The organism is Microbacterium halotolerans (assembly GCF_003569805.1).
GTDB lineage: Bacteria > Actinomycetota > Actinomycetes > Actinomycetales > Microbacteriaceae > Microbacterium > Microbacterium halotolerans.
On the sequence record NZ_KZ984051.1, the window covers coordinates 1,142,067 to 1,162,674 of the forward strand.

Annotated in this window: 17 protein-coding genes and 1 tRNA gene; 14 read left to right on the forward strand and 4 right to left on the reverse strand. The window is 68.0% G+C overall.

All coding sequences use genetic code 11. The features are described from left to right. Window positions 1-190 precede the first annotated feature (190 nt). From DZG09_RS05120 to DZG09_RS05135, 4 genes are all read left to right on the forward strand, one after another. Window positions 191-2,662, forward strand: coding sequence for a glycoside hydrolase family 3 C-terminal domain-containing protein (locus DZG09_RS05120; protein ID WP_119696579.1), 2,472 nt, complete (start codon window positions 191-193; stop codon window positions 2,660-2,662). Further along, window positions 2,662-3,300 (forward strand): hypothetical protein, encoded by a 639-nt coding sequence (locus tag DZG09_RS05125; RefSeq protein WP_119696580.1) that lies wholly within the window; start codon window positions 2,662-2,664, stop codon window positions 3,298-3,300. The genes DZG09_RS05120 and DZG09_RS05125 overlap by 1 nt, the downstream gene beginning before the upstream one ends. Before the next feature lie 4 nt (window positions 3,301-3,304). Continuing rightward, entirely contained in the window at window positions 3,305-4,330 is a 1,026-nt protein-coding gene (locus DZG09_RS05130; RefSeq protein WP_119696581.1) for a glycosyltransferase family 2 protein, read from the forward strand. A 423-nt stretch (window positions 4,331-4,753) separates the two neighbouring features. Then, window positions 4,754-5,080, forward strand: a complete 327-nt coding sequence (locus tag DZG09_RS05135) for a heavy-metal-associated domain-containing protein (RefSeq protein WP_119696582.1) — start codon at window positions 4,754-4,756, stop codon at window positions 5,078-5,080. Between the two features lie 123 nt (window positions 5,081-5,203). Here the strand turns inward: DZG09_RS05135 and radA are convergent, their stop codons facing one another. Together radA and DZG09_RS05145 are read right to left on the reverse strand one after the other, a co-directional pair. Next, on the reverse strand, window positions 5,204-6,571 hold the full coding sequence (gene radA / locus DZG09_RS05140; RefSeq protein ID WP_119696583.1) for a DNA repair protein RadA: 1,368 nt from the start codon (window positions 6,569-6,571) through the stop codon (window positions 5,204-5,206). 50 nt (window positions 6,572-6,621) lie between these two features. Continuing rightward, a complete protein-coding gene (locus DZG09_RS05145; RefSeq protein WP_119696584.1) occupies window positions 6,622-7,980 on the reverse strand; it encodes an MFS transporter in 1,359 nt (452 codons plus the stop codon). 179 nt (window positions 7,981-8,159) lie between these two features. On the opposite strand from DZG09_RS05145, the gene DZG09_RS05150 reads away from it, so the two are divergent. From DZG09_RS05150 to DZG09_RS05195, 10 genes are all read left to right on the forward strand, one after another. Then, window positions 8,160-8,250 (forward strand) — tRNA-Ser (locus tag DZG09_RS05150). A gap of 197 nt (window positions 8,251-8,447) precedes the next feature. Beyond that, entirely contained in the window at window positions 8,448-9,542 is a 1,095-nt protein-coding gene (locus DZG09_RS05155) for an MSMEG_0568 family radical SAM protein (protein WP_119696585.1), read from the forward strand. Window position 9,543: 1 nt separating this feature from the next. Further along, window positions 9,544-10,965 carry an MSMEG_0567/sll0787 family protein gene (locus DZG09_RS05160; RefSeq protein ID WP_119696586.1) on the forward strand — a complete coding sequence of 474 codons (1,422 nt, stop codon included), beginning with the start codon at window positions 9,544-9,546 and terminating at the stop codon, window positions 10,963-10,965. Between the two features lie 46 nt (window positions 10,966-11,011). Further along, the gene (locus DZG09_RS05165) at window positions 11,012-11,539 is read left to right on the forward strand and encodes an MSMEG_0572/Sll0783 family nitrogen starvation response protein (protein ID WP_119696587.1); all 528 of its coding nucleotides are present in this window, start codon (window positions 11,012-11,014) and stop codon (window positions 11,537-11,539) included. Between the two features lie 8 nt (window positions 11,540-11,547). After that, window positions 11,548-12,456: a carbon-nitrogen hydrolase family protein gene (locus DZG09_RS05170; protein WP_119696588.1), complete on the forward strand. Its 909-nt coding sequence runs from the start codon at window positions 11,548-11,550 to the stop codon at window positions 12,454-12,456. Then, on the forward strand, window positions 12,449-12,748 hold the full coding sequence (locus DZG09_RS05175) for an MSMEG_0570 family nitrogen starvation response protein (protein ID WP_119696589.1): 300 nt from the start codon (window positions 12,449-12,451) through the stop codon (window positions 12,746-12,748). Before DZG09_RS05170 ends, DZG09_RS05175 begins: the two co-directional genes overlap by 8 nt. Beyond that, window positions 12,745-14,004, forward strand: coding sequence for an MSMEG_0569 family flavin-dependent oxidoreductase (locus DZG09_RS05180; RefSeq protein ID WP_119696590.1), 1,260 nt, complete (start codon window positions 12,745-12,747; stop codon window positions 14,002-14,004). Before DZG09_RS05175 ends, DZG09_RS05180 begins: the two co-directional genes overlap by 4 nt. A gap of 33 nt (window positions 14,005-14,037) precedes the next feature. Next, window positions 14,038-14,892, forward strand: coding sequence for a carbon-nitrogen hydrolase family protein (locus tag DZG09_RS05185; RefSeq protein ID WP_119696591.1), 855 nt, complete (start codon window positions 14,038-14,040; stop codon window positions 14,890-14,892). A gap of 34 nt (window positions 14,893-14,926) precedes the next feature. Further along, window positions 14,927-16,069, forward strand: coding sequence for an MSMEG_0565 family glycosyltransferase (locus DZG09_RS05190; protein WP_119696592.1), 1,143 nt, complete (start codon window positions 14,927-14,929; stop codon window positions 16,067-16,069). Then, the gene (locus tag DZG09_RS05195) at window positions 16,038-17,459 is read left to right on the forward strand and encodes a class I adenylate-forming enzyme family protein (RefSeq protein WP_162893166.1); all 1,422 of its coding nucleotides are present in this window, start codon (window positions 16,038-16,040) and stop codon (window positions 17,457-17,459) included. The genes DZG09_RS05190 and DZG09_RS05195 overlap by 32 nt, the downstream gene beginning before the upstream one ends. Before the next feature lie 110 nt (window positions 17,460-17,569). Here the strand turns inward: DZG09_RS05195 and DZG09_RS05200 are convergent, their stop codons facing one another. Together DZG09_RS05200 and DZG09_RS05205 are read right to left on the reverse strand one after the other, a co-directional pair. Beyond that, entirely contained in the window at window positions 17,570-19,111 is a 1,542-nt protein-coding gene (locus tag DZG09_RS05200; protein WP_119696594.1) for an amidohydrolase family protein, read from the reverse strand. Continuing rightward, window positions 19,108-20,445: a cytosine permease gene (locus DZG09_RS05205; protein WP_119696595.1), complete on the reverse strand. Its 1,338-nt coding sequence runs from the start codon at window positions 20,443-20,445 to the stop codon at window positions 19,108-19,110. Before DZG09_RS05205 ends, DZG09_RS05200 begins: the two co-directional genes overlap by 4 nt. Between the last annotated feature and the right edge of the window lie 163 nt (window positions 20,446-20,608).

Consider the following 20,608-nt stretch of genomic DNA (forward strand, 5'->3'; position numbering starts at 1 on the left):
GTAGGCGCTCGCGGCGCTCGCCGGTGCGCACGGCGCGACAGGTGCGTGCCGGCGGCTCTGTTTCGACGTGCGGCAGATCATCCGGTGAATTCGACGTGTTGTGCGGCCGAACCGACGCCCGACGCGGCGAAGGAGCAAGCTGGTTCAGCGCACGGGGAGGATCCCGCGCGCACGATCGAAGGGGACAAGCGTGAAGGACACCGCGCAGCTCGTCGCTGAGCTCAGCGTGCTTGAGAAGGCAGCACTGCTCAGCGGTGAGAACACGTGGGAGACCCGCACGATCGACCGCCTCTCCGTGCCGTCGATCTGGATGGCGGACGGGCCTCACGGCATCCGGCGGCAGGTCGGATCCGCCGACCACCTCGGCATCAACGGCTCGGAGCTGGCCACCTGCTTCCCGACGTCGGCGACCATCGCCAACACCTGGGATGAGGATCTCGCCGCCGAAATCGGTTCCGCGCTCGGCCGAGAGGCGTCGTCGCAGGGCGTGAACGTTCTGCTCGGCCCCGGCCTGAACATCAAGCGCAGCCCGCTCGGCGGCCGCAACTTCGAGTACTTCTCCGAAGATCCCGTGCTGTCGGGCCGTCTTGCCGCGGCGTACGTGCGCGGCATCCAGTCGGAGGGCGTGGCGACGACGCCGAAGCACTTCGCCGTGAACAGCCAGGAGCTGCGCCGGATGGTGACGGACTCCGTCATCGACGAGCGCACACTGCGCGAGATCTATCTGACGGCGTTCGAGATCGTTGTCCGCGAGGCGAACCCGTGGGCGATCATGACGTCGTACAACCTGATCAACGGCACATACGCCCACGAGAACGCGCACCTGCTGCGCGACATCCTGCGCGACGAGTGGGGCTTCGACGGTGCTGTGATCACCGACTGGGGCGGCGGGAACGACGCAGTGGACGGTGTGCGCTCAGGCGGCACGCTTGAGATGCCGTCGCCCGGCTTCGACTCGGTGCGCAGAATCGTCGCCGCGGTCGAGAGCGGCGAGCTGGATGAGGCCGACCTCGACGCCCGCGTCGCCGAGCTGCTGAACCTCGTCGCCCGCGTCACCGCCCGCGCTGTGCGTGCGAGCGTCGACCAGGAGGCGCACCACGCACTGGCCCGCCGCGCCGCGGCCGAGTCGGCTGTGCTGCTGCGCAACGAGGACGCCCTGCTGCCCCTGGCATCCGGAACGCGCGTCGCCCTGATCGGAGACTTCGCCGAGACGCCGCGCTACCAGGGCTCCGGCTCGTCGTCGGTGAACCCGACGCGAGTCACCTCGCTCGTCGAAGCGATCGGCGCCACCGACCTCGATCTCGCCGATTTCGCCAGCGGCTATCGACGCGACGGCGCGGCTGACGCGCAGCTCGTCACTGAGGCCGTCGCCGCCGCCGAGCGGGCCGACGTCGCCGTGCTGGCGCTGGGCCTGCCTGAGATCGCCGAGTCGGAGGGTCTCGACCGCTCGAGCCTCTCCCTGCCCGACGTTCAGGTGCGGCTGCTGCGTGCGGTCGCCGCGGCCAACCCGCGCACCGTCGTCGTGCTCTCCGGCGGCGGCCCCGTGGCGATGCCGTGGCTGCGCGACGCGCAGGCGCTGGTGCACGGCTACCTCGGCGGCCAGGCAGGCGCCGAGGGCATCCTCGACGTGCTCACGGGTGCTGTGAGCCCCGGAGGGCGCCTCGCCGAGACGCTGCCCATCGCGCTGGGCGACACCCCCACCGTCGGCCGGTTCCCGAGCACGAACCGCACCGCCGAATACCGCGAGGGCCCGTTCATCGGCTACCGCTACTACGACACTCGCGGCATCGAGGTGACCTTTCCATTCGGATTCGGCCTCAGCTACACGTCATTCGCGTACTCCGACCTGTCAGCCTCGGAAGAGCGCGTCACGTTCACCGTGACGAACACGGGAGGCGCGGCCGGATCGGATGTGGCGCAGGTGTACGTGGGGAAGAGCGGTTCCAGCCGGGTGCTGCGGCCCTCGCGCGAGCTGAAGGGCTTCGTGAAGGTGAGCCTCGAGGCAGGGGAGTCACGCGAGGTGACGATCGAACTCGGCGATCGGGCGTTCCGATTCTTCGACGTCGACTCCGACGCATGGCAGACGGAGGCGGGCGACTATGAGATCGCCGTCGGGTCGAACGTGGCAGATCTGCCGCTTGCGGCGACGGTCGAGATCGACGGCACCGTGCCATCCGGAGCCGTCGATCCTGAACTCGAGTGGTACCGGACAGGGGACATCCGGAATGTGCCGGATGACGCGTTCGAAGCGCTGCTCGGCCGCCGTGCGCCCGAAGCGGCGTGGGGATCTGGCCCACTCGGATACAACGACCCGATCGACCGGCTCGACGTGGCGCGCAGCCCGCTCGCGCGGCTCGCGTTCCGGATCATCGACAAGCGCCGCCGCGCCGCGGAAGCCAAGGGCGAACCCGACCTGAACATCCTGTTCCTGTTCAACGGCCCGTTCCGCGTGATCTCCAAGATGAGCGGCGGACTGGCCACGCAGCGGCTCACCGAGGCGCTGCTCACCCTCGTCAACGGACAGACGTTCCGCGGCCTCGGCCGCGTCATCGCCGCGTTCCTGCGCGGCCGCCGCGCGGAGAAGCGCACGGGCGACGCGTTCCGCGCCGCCGCGGGCAACAGCAGCAACCGCGCCGACGGCGCCGGGAAGGAAGACGACTGATGTTCGCAGCGATCGCCCGCTGGTGGCGGGGCTTCCAGGTCTCGCATCCGGAACTGTCGAAGTTCGCGATGTTCTTCATCCTGTCGAACGGCGTGACCGTGCTGCAGCTCTCGCTGATGCCGGTGTTCCGGTGGGGCTTCGAGACCTACACCGACCTGATGAACGTCGGCTTCCAGGCGCTGCCGGTCGGCAGCGACGTCGATGGCAGCCAGTACTACATGTTCGACTACGCCGTGGGCGCGCTGCCCGCGGGCGGCGGCGGACTGGCGTACTTCCTGTCTGTGCAGATCACGCTGCTGATCGCACAGGTGCTCAACTTCTTCGCTCAGCGGAACATCACATTCAAGTCGAACACGTCGGCGTGGGTCGCCGCCGGGTGGTACACGCTGGCGTACATCGTGATCACGTTCATCGCCGCCGCGGCGCAGGGCTTCTACAAGGCGCCCATCTACGACCTGCTGATGAACGCATGGGGCTGGGGTCCCACGGGTGAGCTCGTGGCCGACGTCGTGACGATGATCATCAACGCGGCGATCTCGTTCTGGGTGTTCTACCCCATCTTCAAGCTGATTTTCCGGCAGAAGCCGGAAGAAACCGCGGACGCTCCCGCGGAGGACACCGAACTCCAGGCACACTAGTGTCATGCCGCTTCTGACGATCGTGGTCCCCGCCTACAACGCGGAGGCCTATCTTCGACGGGCGCTTGAGCCGCTCGTCCGCGTGAAGCGAGGCATCGAGGTGATCGTGGTCGACGACGGGTCGACCGACGCGACCGCCTCGATCGCCGATGGCTTCGCTTACAGGCGGCCGGAGACCATCCGGGTCGTGCGCCAGCACAACCGCGGACACGGCGGTGCCATCAACACCGGCCTCGTTCACGCCACGGGTACCTACCTGAAGGTGCTCGACGCTGACGACTGGCTGAGCGTGCCCGCGCTCGAGAAGCTGCTTCGCACGCTGCAGACGATCGAGGAGGGCGGCGGCGTCGACGCGGTGTTCACGGACTACGTGCGCGACCGCGTCGGCAAGAACAACCGCGTGACGACGTTCGATACGGTCTTCCCCGAGCACCGCATCTTCTCGTGGGAGCAGACCGGGCGCTTCGCCAGGCGCCAGATCCTGATGATGCACGCGATCGTATATCGCACCGAGGTCGTGCGGCGCAGCGGCATGGTGCTGCCCGAGCACACCTTCTACGTCGACAACCTGTACGTCGTCGAACCGCTCTCGCACGTGCGCAGCATGTACTATCTGCCGGTTCCGCTGTACCACTACTTCATCGGCCGGGCGGAGCAGTCGGTCGACCCCGCGGTGATGCTGCGGCGCGTCGACCAGCAGCTGCTCGTGAACAAGCTCGTGCTGAAGGCGATGCCATCGCTCGAGGACGTCGCGACAGGACGTGTGCCCGTGGAGCTGCAGGGTGCGCTGCTGCACTACGTCGAGCAGATCTGCGCCGTGACGTCTGCGACGCTCGCCAGGGGCGGCACCGTGGAGCACCTCGCGGCGCGCGACGCGTTCTGGCGCGAGGTCAAGGCCGAGAGCCCGTGGCTGTACACGCGGCTGCGGCGCACGTTCCTCGGGTCGACGAGCAATCTGCCAGGTGGTGCGGGGCGGCGCGTGACGTCGCTGGCGTACAGCGTCGCGCGGCGGGTCGTCGGCTTCAGCTGAACCGGGGCCCACGGGCGAGGAGGGCAGCGTGAACCGGATCGGCGTGGTCGAGGACGATCCGGCCGGGTTCGGAACGGTGGTCGGTGCAAGCGGCGGCACTCGTGCACCGATGATCCGTCATGCTGCGTGTCGAGAACCTCTACGGCGGCACGGTCAGACGTTCCGGAGTACGCATCGCGTCGTGCAAAGCAGAGCAGGGGCGCGGCTACGGCAGAGGCAGCATTCGTGCGATCGCCGAACGCCACGGTCTCGATGGTTCCGGGCGGAGCAGCAGTTCTCACCGCACGTGCTGATACCGCGGTCGGGGAAGTGAAGCTGAAAGGGAATGCCGCTCCGGATACCCCCAGGGGGTATATAGTGGGGTGCGAGGGCAGCGGTGGCGATCCGGATGCCCTGACGGACTTTCGAGGAGAGGACACAACCATGGAGACTCAGCGGATCGAGCTCGGGCTGACGGACGCGACGCAGGAAACCAGCTGCGGCTGCGGTGGATGCGGTGACGCTGGAGCGGCCGAAACCGCGGCTCCCGCGGCAGCCGAGACCACGACGGTGCAGGTCGAGGGCATGACCTGCGGACACTGCGTCTCGGCGGTGACCGAAGAGGTCAGCAAGATCGACGGCGTCGAGCAGGTCTCGGTCGACCTGGTTGCAGGCGGCATCTCGACCGTCACGATCGGCAGCGCCGCAGCGGTCGACCCTGCCGCGCTCCGCTCCGCCATCGACGAGGCGGGCTACTCGATCGCGGCGTGACCCGGTGAGCCGGGTGGCGCGGCGCGCTGAGCAGGGCTCGCGAGATGCGCACTTTTCGCCCGAGAAGCGTCGAAAACGTGCGCATCTCGGCGAGAAGTGCGCATCTCGGCAGCGGGGCGTGGGTCAGAACGGTGAGGGGACCTCGTCGGTGACGGCGCGGAGCGCGCGGGGACGGGGCTGGATCCGGATCGTACGGATCGCCTCTTTGACCGTCGCGGACTCGGCGTCGACGACGCGCCCGTAGCCGAGGCGCGCCGCTTCCGAGCGGCGCTGCGCGGACTGGGTGACGGGGCGCACCTGCCCGGCGAGGCTCAGCTCGCCGACCGCGGCGACGTCCTTGCCCACGCTCCAATCGCCCAAAGCGCCTGCCACAGCGACGGCGATCGCGAGGTCGGCGGCCGGTTCGGTGAAGCGCACACCCCCGACGGTCGAGACGTAGACGTCGCAGTTGCTGGTCGTGATGCCCGCGCGCTTCTCGAGCACCGCCAGCACCATCGCGACTCGTGACGCGTCGACGCCGTGCACGATGCGGCGCGGGTTCGGAGCGGACGTCCCGATCGTCAGCGCCTGCACCTCGACCGGCAGGGCGCGCCGCCCCTCCATCGAGATGCCGACGCACGTGCCGTTCTCCGGATCGCCTCCAGAGAGGAACAGCCCGCTCGGGTCGGGCACCTCGGCGATCCCGTCGCCGGTCATCTCGAAGCAGCCGACCTCATCCGTCGGCCCGAACCGGTTCTTCAGTGCGCGCACGAAGCGCAGCGCCGTCTGGCGGTCGCCCTCGAAGTGGCACACGACGTCTACCAGGTGTTCGAGCAGACGGGGGCCGGCGACCTGGCCGTCCTTCGTGACGTGCCCGACGATGATCATCGGCAGGTTCCGCTCTTTCGCGATCCGGATGAGCGTGGCCGCGACCTCTCGCACCTGGCCGGGCATGCCGGCCGCCCCGTCCGACTCGGACGATGACGCCGTCTGCACCGAGTCGACGATCATCAGCTCGGGTTCGACGGAATCGATGTGGCCGATGATCGTGCCGAGATCCGTCTCGCTCGCCAGGAACAGCTCGTCGTGCATCGCGCCGGTGCGCTCGGCGCGCAGCCGCACCTGTGCGGGAGACTCCTCGGCGCTGGCGTACAGCACGCGCCGCCCGGTCGCCGCAGCGCGCGCCGCCACCTCGAGCAGCAGCGTCGACTTGCCGACGCCGGGCTCGCCCGACAGCAGGATGGCCGCACCCGGCACGAGGCCGCCGCCGAGCACCCTGTCGAACTCGCCGATGCCGCTCGGGCGCCGCGGAGCCTCTTGGGTGACGACTTGCGTGATCGGTGCGGCGGCCGATGTCGGGATCATCGACTTCACGCGCTTCGGCGCCGCCTGCTGCGCGACCTCGACGACCGTGCCCCACTGCTGACACTCGCCGCAGCGGCCGACCCACTTCGCTGTGGCCCACCCGCACTCGGAGCAGACGTACGCGGCGGTGGAACGTTTCGAAGCCATGGGTCCAGCGTATGCGGGGCCTGCGACATCCGGTCCCGTGGCCCCGTGGGCTACTCCGCTTCGCTGGGTGCGCGGGCCGGGTTCCTGATGCCGGCGAGTGAGACGAGGCCGCCGACGATCATGAGGCCCGCGACCACGACTGCCGCCCGGTAGAACCCGTCGAGGTCGAGGGTGCCCCCGACGATCGTTCCCACAGCGGCGACCGCGATCAGCCCGGCGACGCGTGAGATCGCATTGTTGACCGCGCTGGCGATACCGCTGCGCGCCGGCTCGATCGCGCCGAGGATCGCGGCGGTGAGCGGCGAGACCATGATCGACAGGCCGAGCCCGAACACGATCATGCCAGGCAGCACCTGCCACCAGTAGGAGAAGTCCTCCCGCACGGAGAGGAACAGCAGCGAGCCGATGCCCATCAGCACAGGCCCGATCGTCATGAACAGTCGGGGCCCCCAGCGGCCGGCGAGAGCGCCGATGCGGGAGCTGAGCAGGATCATCAGGATGGTCATCGGCAGGCTCGCCAGACCCGCGAGTGTGGCGGGCAGGCCAGCGCCCTCCTGCAGATAGATCGCCATCACGAAACCGTTCAGCGACAGCGCCGCGTAGATCAGCGTCGTGGCGATGTTGCCCACCCAGAAGTTGCGCACGCGGAAGAGATCGAGCGGCAGGATCGGCGAGCGGGCGGTGCGCTGCCGGATGAGGAACAGCACGAACAGCACCCCGCCGCCGGCGAGCGTGATCGGTATCGCGGGGTGCGCCCAGCCGAGGCGGGGCTGTTCGATCAGCCCGAACACGAGTGCGCCGAGGCCCACAGTGCACAGCACAGCGCCGATCAGGTCGATGCGGGCATCCGGCCGTCGCGGAGGGTCTTTGACACCTCGCAGCAGCCACAGCGTGATCGCAATGGGGACCACATTGATCAGGAAGGCCAGGCGCCAGCTGGCGAGATCCACCAGCGCGCCGCCGGTCAGTGGGCCTGCGACCATCGCGCCTGTGGTCAGCGCCGTCCACGTGCCGATGGCCTTCGCCTGGGCTGCGCCGGAGAACGTCGAGGTGATCAGCGCGAGGGAGCTGGGCACCAGGAACGCACCGGCGGCGCCCTGCACGAGGCGCGCGACCACGAGGATGAGCGGATCGGGTGCGAGCGTGATCGCGACCGAGGCCACGCCGAAACCGACAAGGCCGATATTCATCACGAGGCCGCGTCCGAACGCGTCGCTGATCGACCCTGCGACCAGCATCAGGGCGCCGAGGGTGATCAGATAGCCGTCGACCACCCACTGCTGCGTGGCGAGGCCGCCGCCGAGTTCGCGATCGATCGCCGGGAGCGCGACGTTGACGACCGTGCCGTCGAGGAACGCCACGAACGACGCGAGGATCGCAATCCACAGGACCCGTGTTGACGATGGCACGTGGTCAGCGTACGTCAGGCATCAGACAGCGGCTCCGGATGATTCTCATGAGTCCGCACCTTCGCTCGTCTCACTCATCCGGAGACGTTCTCTTCGGACGTCAGCGCGACGCGCCCGGGAGCGATGCGGCCGGACCCGCCGATTCGCGCATCGGGCGAGCGATGCGTAAACTTGTCCGCGGTGACGTGTCCGAGCGGCCGAAGGTGCAACACTCGAAATGTTGTGTAGGGTAACCCCCTACCGTGGGTTCAAATCCCACCGTCACCGCCATTGAGAACCCCTGTCAGCGCAGGGGTTCTCTGCTGTCCGGATGACCTTCTGGCGCTGCGTCCACAGCGATGGCCGTCCGCAGCCACCGCGATCTCGCATCTATGGCACTTCGCTGCGTAACCCAATCTTCTTCGGCGGAAACATGAGTGCATTCCGTTCGTAGCCATATTGAAACAACGCAGCCGTCTACTGGAGTCATGACTCCCGCCACCGAAGTCTCGACTGACGCAGTACCTCGCGTCTCGACCCGCGTGAACATCGCACTGCTGGGCGTGCGAAGCGATGCTCCGGTCCGCCGGGCGGGGGGTGCCGGCCCCAGTGACGACGGTCACTTCATCCTGGACGGGGAGGGCGCTGCCATCCCGCTCAACCCCGAGAGCCCGTATGTCGTGACGCCGAACGGTCGGCTGACCCATGACGGTGCCGATCTCGGGTTCGACGTTGCGCCGGTGGTGAGGCCGCGGTTCTACGACCTCGAGACGGCTGATGGCGTGAACTACGAGATGATCGCCAAGCTCCACGGAAGGAACGTGCTTGCGACCACGGTCGTGCAGACCTGTGTGCGCTATGACGAGAGCGAGCGATGCCGGTTCTGTGCGATCGAGGCCTCGTTGGATGCGGGACTCACCGTCGCGGTGAAAACGCCATCGATGCTGGCAGAGGTCGCCGAGGCCGCGGTGCGACTCGACGGCGTCACGAGCATGGTGATGACAACGGGCACCTCGAACGGCTGGGACAGGGGCGCGAAGCATCTCGCCCGCTGTGTACGGGCCGTCAAGAAGGCTGTGCCGAGCATCGAGATCCAGGTGCAGTGCGAGCCGCCGGCTGATCTGCAGGCGATCACCGATCTCTACGACGCCGGGGCACGCTCCATCGGCATCCATGTCGAGTCGATGGACGACGAGGTGCGCGCCAGGTGGATGCCGGGCAAGTCTCGCGTGAGCATGGACGAGTACCGGGCCGCATGGCGCGAGGCGGTGCGGGTGTTCGGGCGCAACCAGGTCTCGACGTATCTGCTGGTAGGGATGGGCGAGGACCCTGACGAGCTCGTCGAAGGAGCCAGAGAGCTCATAGAGATGGGGGTGTATCCGTTCGTCGTCCCCTTCCGGCCGCTCAAAGGCACGCTGGCCACCGACGTCGACAAGGTGCAGGCTCCGCACCGCTCGGTCCTCGCCTCGGTCACCAGCCGCGTCGCAGCGCTCCTCAGCGCCGCGGGGATGCGCGGCGAGGACCAGCGGGCCGGTTGCGTTGCGTGCGGTGCCTGCAGCGCACTGAAGACGGCTGGCGCCTGACATGTTCGAGGTCCCGATCATCACGGGCGGCCCTCGGCGGTCGCATCCGGCGGCTCAGGCCGAGTGGCGCATCGAGCGCGCGACGCCGCAGCAGGTCGAGGACTACCGTGCCATCAGGCGCGACGTGTTCATCGCGGAGCAGGGGATCTTCGACGCGGATGACTCAGACCGCATCGACGACGACCCGAGGACGACCGTCCTCGTCTGCGTCGACCGCGAAGGGACTGTCCTGGGCGGGGTGCGACTCGCACCTGCTGTCGAAGGACGCGACATCGGCTGGTGGACGGGGAGCCGTCTCGTGGTGCGCCGCGACGCCCGTGGTGCAGGCGGTATCGGCTCGGCTCTTGTCCGCGAGGCGTGCGCGACAGCGCTGGCATCTGGCGTCCTCCGCTTCGAGGCGACGGTCCAGGAGCGCAACGAGCCGCTGTTCCTGCATCTCGGCTGGCACACATGGGGGCGGACGGCTGTCGGGGGTGTCCCTCACGTGCGCATGCGCTGGCCGATCGACCGCGTCCAACGCCTCCTGCAGGCGACGAAAGGTCCGATCGGCGACCTGATAGGCACTTTTCGGCGTGACGATCCGAGCTCCCTCGGCGGCGCGGGATTCGTCGGCGACGACGGCGCGCACCTTCCGGGGACGGACGTGATCGCCGCCTGCGACGCGATCCTTCCCGCCATGGTGGAACGTGATCCGGAATGGGCGGGGTGGTGCGCCGTGCTCGTCAATGTCAATGACCTCTCGGCAATGGGCGCGAAGCCCGTCGGGCTGCTCGACTCGGTCGCCGCACCGACGGCCTCCTTCGCTCGCCGCATCCTTGCGGGGCTCCGCAGCGGAGCAGACGCGTGGGGCCTGCCGATCCTCGGCGGCCACACGCAGCTCGGCGTCGCCTCCACGCTCTCGGTGACCGCTCTCGGGCGGACGAAGCGACCGGTGCCGGGTGGGGGCGGCCGCCTCGGTGACGCCCTCAGTCTCACAGTGGATCTGCGCGGTGGGTGGCGCCGCGGTTTCGAGGGGCGGCAATGGGACACCACATCGGCACGGTCGAGGGCAGAACTGCGCGAACTGGGCTCTACCGTGCGCCGTGCCCGACCGGCCGCGGCGAAGGACGTGAGCATGGGCGGCATCGTCGGCAGCGCCGCGATGCTCGCCGAGGCGTCTGGTGCGGGCCTCGCGATCGACGTCGCGGCGATTCCCGCCCCTGCCGACGTGACCTTCGGCGATTGGCTGACCTGCTTCCCCGGCTTCGGGATGCTGACTTCTGATCGCCCGGGACATTCGCGCATGACCTCCGAGATCGCCGACACCGCGGTGATCGGCGCGCTCACCGCCACCACTGACGTAACTCTTCGCTGGCCCGACGACGTCGAGACCTTCGTCTGCACGACATCGCCGACCGGACTCGGAAGCGCGTTCGGCCGATAGCCTCCTCCGTCCATTTCATGACCCATCCCAACGAAAGAGACGCATCATGCCTGAAGACATCGACGCCCAGATCGCTGAGAACATCGCAAAGTCGCTCGGCGAGATCCCGCACCCGTCGCTCCCCAAGGGGAGCAACATCTACGGGTCGACGAAGCTCTTCCCCGATTTCCAGGCCGAGGACGGTGAGACCTACTTCACGCTGATCCACGGAATCCCCCACGAGTCCTCGGTGAGCTTCGTCGCGATCCTGCAGGCAACGAGGGCTCTGCGAAAGGGGTTCGAATCGGCGATCTACTTCTACGGTCCCGGGACATTGGCCTGCACGGCAAACCGCGGGTTCCCCGCGACCGGAGATGCGGGCTTCCCCGGCGAGCTGAACATGAACGGGTCCCTCGAGACGTTCATCGAGGAAGGCGGAACGGTCTACGCCTGCCGCTTCGGTCTCGCGCTGCACGGCGTTCGCGAGGAGGACCTCATCGAAGGCGTCATCCCGGCGCATCCGCTCGACGTGCAGGACGCGCTGATCTACTACGCGCGCAAGGGCGCGATCATCAACTCCACCTACAACCTCTGAGGCTTCCGATGGCTCTCACTGTTGCGTCGGTCTCGGCGAACTTCACGCGAGATCTCGACCAGAACTACACTCTCATCGAACAACTCCTCGAAGACGCCAGAGCGCAGGGCGCGCAGCTCGTGACGTTCCCTGAAGCTGCGATCGGCGGGTATCTGTCGTCGCTCGGCAACCACGACGACACGGTCGCGACCACCAAGCGATCGCTCCCGCCAGCCATCCGCATCGACGGCCCCGAGATCAGACGGGTGCAGGAACTGGCGGGCGACACGATCGTGACCATCGGGTTCTGCGAACTGGGCGACGACGGCGAGACGCGTTACAACGCGGCGGTCTGTCTCGATGGGACGACCGTCTACGGCTCGTACCGCAAGGTTCATCAGCCGCTCGGCGAGCACATGTCGTACTCGGCGGGCTCAGAGTACTGCGCGTTCGACACTCCGCTCGCCAGGGTGGGCATGCAGATCTGCTACGACAAGGCCTTCCCCGAAGCGGCGCGGATGCTTGCGCTCGACGGCGCGGAGATCATCGTGAGCATGTCGGCATGGCCAGCCGCCCGCACGGCCGCAGCAGAGAACCTGCAGGACGACCGGTGGACCTACCGCTTCAACCAGTTCGACATCGCCCGCGCGCTCGACAACCAAGTGTTCTGGATGGCGTCGAACCAGTCAGGCACGTTCGGGTCGCTCCGGTACGTCGGCAACGCGAAGATCGTCGACCCTGGTGGCAACGTCCTCGACACGACTCTGCTCGGTGCGGGACTGGCCGTGGCCGAGATCGACGTGGACGGTACCTTCCGCTCCATGCGCGGAGGCATGTTCCACCTGCGCGACCGCCGCCCCGACGTATACGGCCCGGTCACCGACGCCGCGTCCGACTCCGCGCAGGCCAATCGATGGAGGGAACTCGCGCATGCCTGAGATGACGTTCGCCGTCCGCTGGCCCGATGGGGAGCAGACCTCGCACTACTCGCCCAGCCTCGTGATGCACGACTTCATCGCCGTCGGCGAGCGCTACTCGGTCTCCGATTTCGTCCGCCGCGCCTGCGAGGCGCTCGGCCTCGCAGGCGACCGGGTTCTGGCCAAGTACGGCTTCGCCTGCACCTCCGCGAAGCACTCGGAGGAGACGATCATCGCTGCCGCGGATTCGTATGCCTCGGGCGACGTCGAGATCGTCGCGATGCAACCGCCTCTCCAGGTGAGCGCCGAATGATCCCCACGCGCCTGCACGACGGCGAGCATTTCGACGCCGTCGTCGTCGGAGGCGGACAAGCGGGACTGGCAGTGAGCTGGCACCTGGTGCGGTCCGGCGTGCGTCATGTCGTCATCGAACGCGAGACCGTCGCACACGAGTGGCGCGAGGGCCGATGGGACAACTTCACCCTGGTCACTCCGAACTGGCACTGCCGCCTTCCCGGCTATGCCTACGAAGGGCCTGACCCTGACGGCTTCATGGCGCGGGACGAGGTCTTCGCATGGACGCGACAGTACGCCGACACGTTCGATGCCCCGGTGGCCGAGGGGGTCTCGGTCACGCAGATCGAGCTGCGGCCGGGCGGTGGCTTCGTCGTGCATACGAGTGCCGGAACGATCACCGCCGACTCTGTCACCTCCGCGACGGGCGGCTACCACCTTCCGGTCACCCCGGCGTGGGCGGGCGACATTCCAGCCGGGGTGTTCCAGTTGCACTCCCACGAGTACCGCAATGCCGCCCAGCTGCCCGATGGGCCCGTCCTCGTGATCGGTTCCGGCCAATCAGGTACCCAGATCGCAGAGGACCTCCTCCTCGAGGGACGAGAGGTGCACCTGGCACTCGGGCGCGCCCCCCGCGTCGCCCGCTTCTATCGGGGGAAGGACTGCATGACCTGGCTTGCCGAGATGGGCGTGTACGACGTCGCCGTCACGACGAGGGGTCTCGCCAAACGGGAGTCGACCAACCACTACGTCACAGGACGCGACGGCGGTCGCGACATCGATCTGCGCGAGTTCGCGCTCCGTGGGATGCGGCTCCACGGGCGGGCGACGAGCTTCTCCGGCGGCGCGTTCCGCTTCGACGAGTCTCTCGGCGACAACCTCGACTATGCCGATTCCGTGGCCGAATCGATCAAGAACGACATCGACCGCTATATCGAGCGCGAGGGGATCGAGGCACCCTTCGAGCCTCGCCGCCCCGCGGTGTGGCATCCGGGCGCTGCTGCCACATCACTTCCGGCGACGGAGGTCGCGAGCGTCATCTGGTCGATCGGCTTCCGCGCCGATTGGTCGTGGCTCGGTGACCTCGACGTGCTCGACCACGAAGGACATCCCGTCCATTCGTGGGGCGCAACGCAGGTGGCCGGATTCCAGTTCATCGGACTTCCGTGGATGCGCACGTGGGGGTCAGGACGTTTCCACGCCATCGCCCGCGATGCCGAGCACATCGCCGACGTGATCGGCGCGACGCTGGATGAGCGTGCCCGCGTCTCCTGAGGAGGTCCGGATGCAGCGCTATACCCTGAAGCAATGGTCACTGTCACGATGGCGGGAGTCGCCGCGCACTTCGGCCGAGACATCGAGCGCACACTCGCGAAGCTGGCAGGAATCGTCGAACAGGCCCGTGAGAAAGGCGTCGACCTGCTCGTCCTTCCGGATGCGACGATCGGCGGCTACCTGCACGACTTGCAGCACCCGGCAGGCGGAGAGGACAGCACGCCGGACGCCGTCGACCTCGACGGGCCGGAGGTCGCGTCGGTGATCGCCCTCGCCGGCGACATGACCGTGTGCTTCGGCATCGCAGAGCGGGCTCTCCTCGACGGCGCCGAGGTGCGATACAACACGGCGGTGTGCGTGACCGGCGATGGCATCCTCGGTACGCACCGGAAGGTGCACCTGCCACTCGGAGAATCCAGCGTCTATCGTGCAGGCGATCGATTCGCGGCGTTCGACACACCGGTGGGACGTCTCGGCATGCTCATCGATTTCGACAAGACGTTTCCGGAGTCGGCTCGCTCGCTGGCGCTCGACGGGGCGCAGATTCTCGCATGTCTGAGCGCATGGCCGGCCAGCACCACCGACCGCTCCGACCGCATCAGGAACGACAGGCAGGCGCACCTCTTCGACCTCTACGACTGCGCGAGGGCGGCCGAGAACCAGGTCTATCTGGTCTCGTCCAACCAGACCGGCGTGCTCGGCGGGCTCCGATTCCTCGGACAGGCGAAAACAGTCGACCCTGCTGGCGAGATCATCGCCAAGACCTGGGCAAAGGGCGGTCTCGCCATCGCCGGAGCGGACGTGACGGCGTCCGTCTCGCGCGCTCGCCGATCGCTTCACCACATCAACCAGCGCGCGGAACACGCCTACCGGACCACTGTCGCATAAGAGGCAGTCGCATGCGCCATTCGAAGGGAGCGACGTGAGAGTCGCGCAGGTCACATACTCCACGAAGCCTCGTGGGGGCGTTGTCCATACCTTGGCCGTCTCAGAGGCGCTCGCGGCGCTCGGCCATGACGTCGAAGTCTGGACTCTCGGACGCGGTCAGGACACGGCGTTCTTCCGCGAGGTCGATCCGAGGGTGCGAGTGCGCGTCGTCCCGTTCGACGGATGCGACGGCGAGACCGTCGCAGAGCGCATCGAGCGATCGATCGACGCCATGTCGCGCGCCTTCTCGAGCGACGCCGACATCGTGCACGCTCAGGACTGCATCTCCGCGAATGCCGTCGGCGCCGCGGGGAGGCCATATGTGCGAACGATCCACCACCTCGATGCGTTCACCACTCCACGGCTGGTCGAATGCCATGAAAGAGCGATCCGCGATCCGATCGCGCGCATCTGCGTCTCGCGTGCCGTCGCCGCTGAGGTCGCGCGCGGATATGGTTGTGCACCGACCGTGATACCCAACGGCGTCGATGCGGCGCGCTTCGCCGCTGCCGCAGGATCCGCAGGCGATGCGGGGCGGGAGCGGTGGCGCGCCCAGTTGGGCGATTACGTACTCGCTCTCGGCGGGATCGAGCCGCGCAAGGGATCGATCGACCTGCTCGAGGCCTTCGCGCTCGCGCGGGAGAGCAATCCCGATCTCCGCCTCGTCTTCGTCGGCGGAGAGACGCTGTTCGACTACCGTCCGTATCGCGAGGAGTTCGAGCGTCGGGCCACGGAGCTCGGTCTGCAGCCCACCGTGCTCGGCGTCCTCCCGGACGACGAGGTTCCGGCCGTTGTGGCTGCCGCGCGTGCACTCGGCTTCGTATCCACGAAGGAGGGCTTCGGTCTGGCCGCGATGGAGGCGCTCGCGGCCGGTGTGCCTGTGGTGGCGCGCGACCTTCCGGTGCTGCGTGAGGTCTTCGGCGATGCCGTGAGCTACGCCGAGGACGTGCCGGGGATCGCCGCCGCGCTCGCCGCCGCGACGAGCACCGTTCGTGTGCACGATCCTGAAGGAGGACGACGGTTGGCGGCGTCGTACACGTGGGATGCGGCGGCGTACGCTCATGTGCGGTTCTACGAGTCCCTGCTCAGGGCGAAGGGCGGCCACGATGCGGCAGTCGATCTCCTCCATCATCACTGACCTCGCGAGGACCGACCCCTGCCGCGTCGTCGTGGTCGACCCCGCAGGGGAGCTCACGGCGCGAGCGCTGGACGACGCTTCGACTCGCTTGGCGCACGCTTTTCGCGCACGCGGCGTCGACCAGGACGACCTCGTGATGGTGTCTTTGCCGAACGGCGGAGACTTCGTCATCGCGTGCGCTGCGATCTGGAAGGCCGGCGCGACGCCTCAGCCTGTGTCCACTGCGCTCACCGCCGCGGAGCGAACCGCACTCGAACGCCTCTCGAAACCGTCGGCGTCCATCGGATCGCCCCCGTTGACTCCCGGTATCGCCTGGTTCGGATCGGTCGATGCGCCGCCGACCGGGCTCGTGCTGCCGGATCTGGCGGCCACCAGCTGGAAAGCAGCGACGACGTCGGGGTCGACGGGGACTCCCAAAGTGGTACGTTCAACGGCCGCCGCACTGCTCGACCCCACGCAACCCGTTGCTCCGTTCCTGCCGCTGCGTGCGACCCAACTGGTGTCCGGTCCGATGACGCATTCCGCCACCTTCACGTATGCTTTCCGCGGGCTGCTGACAGGCCATCGCCTGGTCATCCTGCATCGCTTCGACGAGCGTGCGTGGCTGGACGCCGTGGAGGAGCACCGGATCACATGGGCGCTCGTCGTTCCTACGATGATGCATCGACTGCTGCGCCTTCCGCCGGAGGAGCGTCGTCGCGACCGGCTGCGATCGGTCGAGTCGCTGCTGCATATGGGCGCCCCGTGCGCAGCCGACCTGAAGCGGGCCTTCCTCGACTGGGTCGGCGCTGCCAGGGTCGTCGAGGTCTACGCGGGGTCGGAGTCCAACGGGCTCACGATGATCCGGGGCGACGAATGGCTCGCTCACGAGGGGAGCGTCGGCAGGCCCATCGGAGGGACAGAGGTGCAGATCCGCTCCGCCGCCGGTGAAGCGGCAACAGGCAAGATCGGCGTCGTCTGGATGCGCAGAGGGCCGCATCCGTCCTACGAGTACATCGGAGCGGAGTCCAGGCGGGACGATGCGGGCTGGGACACGCTCGGAGACCTCGGCCATGTGGACGACGCCGGTTATCTCTACCTCCACGACCGAGAGGATGATGTCATCAACCGCGGCGGCGAGAAGATCTATCCGGTTGCTGTCGAGCAGGTTCTCGAATCCCATCCGGATGTGCGCAGCGCTGTCGCGTTCGGCATTCGGGACGGCGTGCTCGGCCAGACGGTTGCGGCTGTCGTCGACGTCGGAGAAGCGATGGTCGGAGTCGATGATGTGGCTGCATGGGTCAGGCCCCGGCTGGGTCACCGTGCGCCGTCATCGATCGAGATCGTTCACGAGCCCATCCGCAACGACGCAGGCAAGACCTCCCGCCACGCCTGGGCGCTCCGGGCGTGACCTGTCCCGAGACACATCTCACGACGCCCTGAGATCTGACACCATCGTCCCCGTCGGTGAGGCCTCTCCGCGCGCCTGGGACATCCGCATGTGGGGCGGGAATCGGCCCTCTACATCCCGGCCGCCTGCCGCACCCACGCGCTCTCGTCGCCCGACCACCGGTTCACCGGCATCTCGCGTGCGGCCGTCTCTGCGTGCATCCGGGTGAAAGCAGGTGCGAACACGGCGTTGAGCGCATCGAGTCTGTCCTGCTCCTCGCGGATTCCCGGCATCTCCTCGCGGAGGGTCGCGATGACGGCGTCCTCGTTGATCCGGGTGAGGCGGCCGTTCTCCACGGTGACCACACCGTCGACCATCACGCGCACGATCGACGAGCCGTTCTCGCTGTAGACCAGCTGGTTCTCCAGCCGATTGCGCGGCATGAACGCGAGCGTCTCGGTGTCGAACATCACCAGGTCGGCGCGCTTGCCCACCTCGAGCGACCCGATCGCATGGTCGAGCACGCCGCTGCGGGCGCCGCCGATCGTCGCGGCTTCCAGCACCTCAGGCACGGTGGGCCAGCGCTCGAAGTCGGGTTCGGTGACCTTGTGCAGCAGCGCTGCCGTCTTCATCACCTCCAGCAGTCGCGGCGAATCGCTCGAGGAGCATCCGTCTGTGCCGAGACCGAGGTTCACGCCCGCGTCGCGGTAGCGGCGCCACGGCAGGATGCCGGAGCCGAGCTTGAGATTGGAGATCGCGTTGTGCGACACCGAGACTCCCGCCCGCGCGATCCGCTCGATGTCGTCGTCGGTCACCCAGATGCCGTGCGCGAAGGTCGTCCGCTCGCTGAGAGCGCCGATCTCGTCGAGATGCTGCACCAGCGTGCGCCCGCCGTAGAGCTCGTCGCCCGTGACCGCCTGGGTCTTCGTCTCCAGCACGTGCACGTGCACCTCGGCGTCGTGCTGAGCGGCGAGCTCCGTCGCCCCGACCAGCAGGTCGTCTGTGCAGCGCTGCGGACCGGACGGGGCCAGCATGTATCGGATGCGCCCGCCCGCGGTGCCGTGATGCCGCTCGAACGCGGACCGCGAGAAGCCGAGGTACTCGTCGGCGGTCAGTGCGGGCTCCGCCCGCACCTCGCGCACCAGCTCATCCGGCAGCCAGTCGGCCACGAACGGCAGCGTGTCGACGAACGGCCGGTTGATGATGTGGCCGGACACATTGGCACGGATGCCGATATCCGTGTACGCGTCGACCACGGCCGCCAGCTGGTCGACGTCCTGCCCCGGCGTCTCGAGCACGTCGTCGATCAGCGTCGTCACGCCGGCCTTCATAGACTCCATCGCGAACATCAGCGACCGCAGCCGGATCAGATCCGGGCTCATCCGGCCGGCGCCCAGGATCGGGTACGAGCACAGCATCCACAGTTCGAGCGGCACGTTGTCGTACCGGCCCTTGGCGAAGTACTCCCAAGAGTGCGTGTGCGCGTTCACGAAGCCCGGTGTGATCAGCAGGCCGTTGGCATCGATCACCTCCTCACCCGGGTGCGCCTGCAGAGCCGGGCCCATCTGCGTGATCCGGCCGTCGGAGATCCGGATGTCCGTGCGCACGGGGGCGGCATGGGTGGCATCGTCCATCGTGATGACGTCGCCGCCGCGGATCAGGGCTGCGCTCATTCTGGGGCTCCGATCCTCTCTCGCTGCGTGCGTTCGGAGCCATCGACGCTCGACCCGCCTCTGCTCATCCGTGAGACGGCGTGGCAGATGGGCGCGGCGACGATCGCCACGATCACGCCCTGCACGGCAGGGCTGCCGATGCCGGTCACCGTACCGAACACAGCGGCTCCGGTGCCGCACAGGTAGGCGATGACGCCTGGCCAGACGAATGCTGTCGCCCGATCGACGAGCGTACCGGGGTCGCGCGTGCGCCACACGAACAGGAAGGTGCCGATGATCACGCCGCCCAGGGGCGGGATCACGGTGCCGAGCAGCACGAGGAAGCCGGTCAGCGCGTCGGCGAGCCCGGTGACCGCGAGGGCGGTGCCGATCACGACGCCGCCGACGATGAAGGGCCGCTTGGTGCCCCTGCCGAACATCTCGGCGCCCGCGACGCCGAAGGCGTACGCTGCGTTGTCGTTCGTGGTCCAGAGGTTGAACGTCAGCATGAACACGCCGAGCCCCGCGAGCCCGAGCGTCATCAGCAGCGCGGTGAAGTCCGGCTCGCCGAAGGCGACGGCGCCGGCCCCGCCGAAGAAGAGCATCGCCGTCTCGATCACGATCAGCGAGCCGAAGCTCACCAGGAACGCGACGCGGGCGCTGCGGGCGAAGCGCGCCCAGTTGCCGATCTGCGTGCCGCCCGAGATGAAGGTGCCGATCATCATCGTCAGGGCGAGCCCCGGCGGAATGGACCCGTCACCGGTCGTGGCGAACATCCCGTCCCATCCGCCGATCTCGTCGACCGAGACCGTCGTGATCCAGATGCACAGGGCGAACATCAGCGGAACCGACACCCACGACAGGATCTCGATGCCTTTGAATCCCCAGTACGCCGTCGTCGCCATCAGCACGCCGCCCAGAACGGACAGCGGCCACGAGACGCTCCAGCCCAGCGCGGAGGAGAGCAGGTCGGAGAAGATGCCGACCGTGATGCCGTACCAGCCGATCTGCGTTCCGCCGAGCACGAGCGATGCCCACTTGCCGCCGACGCGGCCGAGCACCAGCCGCGAGACGAGCACGGTCGACAGCCCGGTGCGCGCGCTCGCCGCGGCCAGTGTCGCGACGTATGCGGCGAGCACCACGGAGGCGACGACTGCCAGGCCCAGGAACGGCCCGAACCCGAATGCGCCGGCGACCTGCCCGCCCGTGACCATCGTGGGTGTGAAGAAGACGAAGCCCGCCACGACGACGAGCAGTGAGAACCAGCTCCGTCTGGCGTGCGCGGGAACTCGGGTGAGGGGATAGTCCTGATCGACGGGTGCGGCTGGTGCCGGAGGGGGAGAGGTCGTGGTCATGTGACGCTCCTTTCGCTGCCCGCCATTCGAGCCGGTGATTGTTTCGTCGCCGTTGCGTCGCCGGATGGAGTGGGCGACCCACCCCGCACGCGCGAGGTGCGGTGTGGGGACGCACACCCGTGGAAACACGGGCGATATTGATCGGCAACGGCGCAGTCGTAGC

What these genes read in the sequence shown, in the direction of transcription:
- DZG09_RS05130 (WP_119696581.1), top strand. Translation starts at nt 3,305, where the DNA reads ATGCCGCTTCTGACGATCGTGGTCCCCGCCTACAACGCGGAGGCCTAT.
- DZG09_RS05180 (WP_119696590.1), top strand. Translation starts at nt 12,745, where the DNA reads ATGATCCCCACGCGCCTGCACGACGGCGAGCATTTCGACGCCGTCGTC.
- DZG09_RS05165 (WP_119696587.1), top strand. Translation starts at nt 11,012, where the DNA reads ATGCCTGAAGACATCGACGCCCAGATCGCTGAGAACATCGCAAAGTCG.
- DZG09_RS05205 (WP_119696595.1), bottom strand. Translation starts at nt 20,445, where the DNA reads ATGACCACGACCTCTCCCCCTCCGGCACCAGCCGCACCCGTCGATCAG.
- radA (WP_119696583.1), bottom strand. Translation starts at nt 6,571, where the DNA reads ATGGCTTCGAAACGTTCCACCGCCGCGTACGTCTGCTCCGAGTGCGGG.
- DZG09_RS05195 (WP_162893166.1), top strand. Translation starts at nt 16,038, where the DNA reads ATGCGGCAGTCGATCTCCTCCATCATCACTGACCTCGCGAGGACCGAC.
- DZG09_RS05135 (WP_119696582.1), top strand. Translation starts at nt 4,754, where the DNA reads ATGGAGACTCAGCGGATCGAGCTCGGGCTGACGGACGCGACGCAGGAA.
- DZG09_RS05185 (WP_119696591.1), top strand. Translation starts at nt 14,038, where the DNA reads ATGGTCACTGTCACGATGGCGGGAGTCGCCGCGCACTTCGGCCGAGAC.
- DZG09_RS05170 (WP_119696588.1), top strand. Translation starts at nt 11,548, where the DNA reads ATGGCTCTCACTGTTGCGTCGGTCTCGGCGAACTTCACGCGAGATCTC.
- DZG09_RS05155 (WP_119696585.1), top strand. Translation starts at nt 8,448, where the DNA reads ATGACTCCCGCCACCGAAGTCTCGACTGACGCAGTACCTCGCGTCTCG.
- DZG09_RS05125 (WP_119696580.1), top strand. Translation starts at nt 2,662, where the DNA reads ATGTTCGCAGCGATCGCCCGCTGGTGGCGGGGCTTCCAGGTCTCGCAT.
- DZG09_RS05160 (WP_119696586.1), top strand. Translation starts at nt 9,544, where the DNA reads ATGTTCGAGGTCCCGATCATCACGGGCGGCCCTCGGCGGTCGCATCCG.
- DZG09_RS05200 (WP_119696594.1), bottom strand. Translation starts at nt 19,111, where the DNA reads ATGAGCGCAGCCCTGATCCGCGGCGGCGACGTCATCACGATGGACGAT.
- DZG09_RS05175 (WP_119696589.1), top strand. Translation starts at nt 12,449, where the DNA reads ATGCCTGAGATGACGTTCGCCGTCCGCTGGCCCGATGGGGAGCAGACC.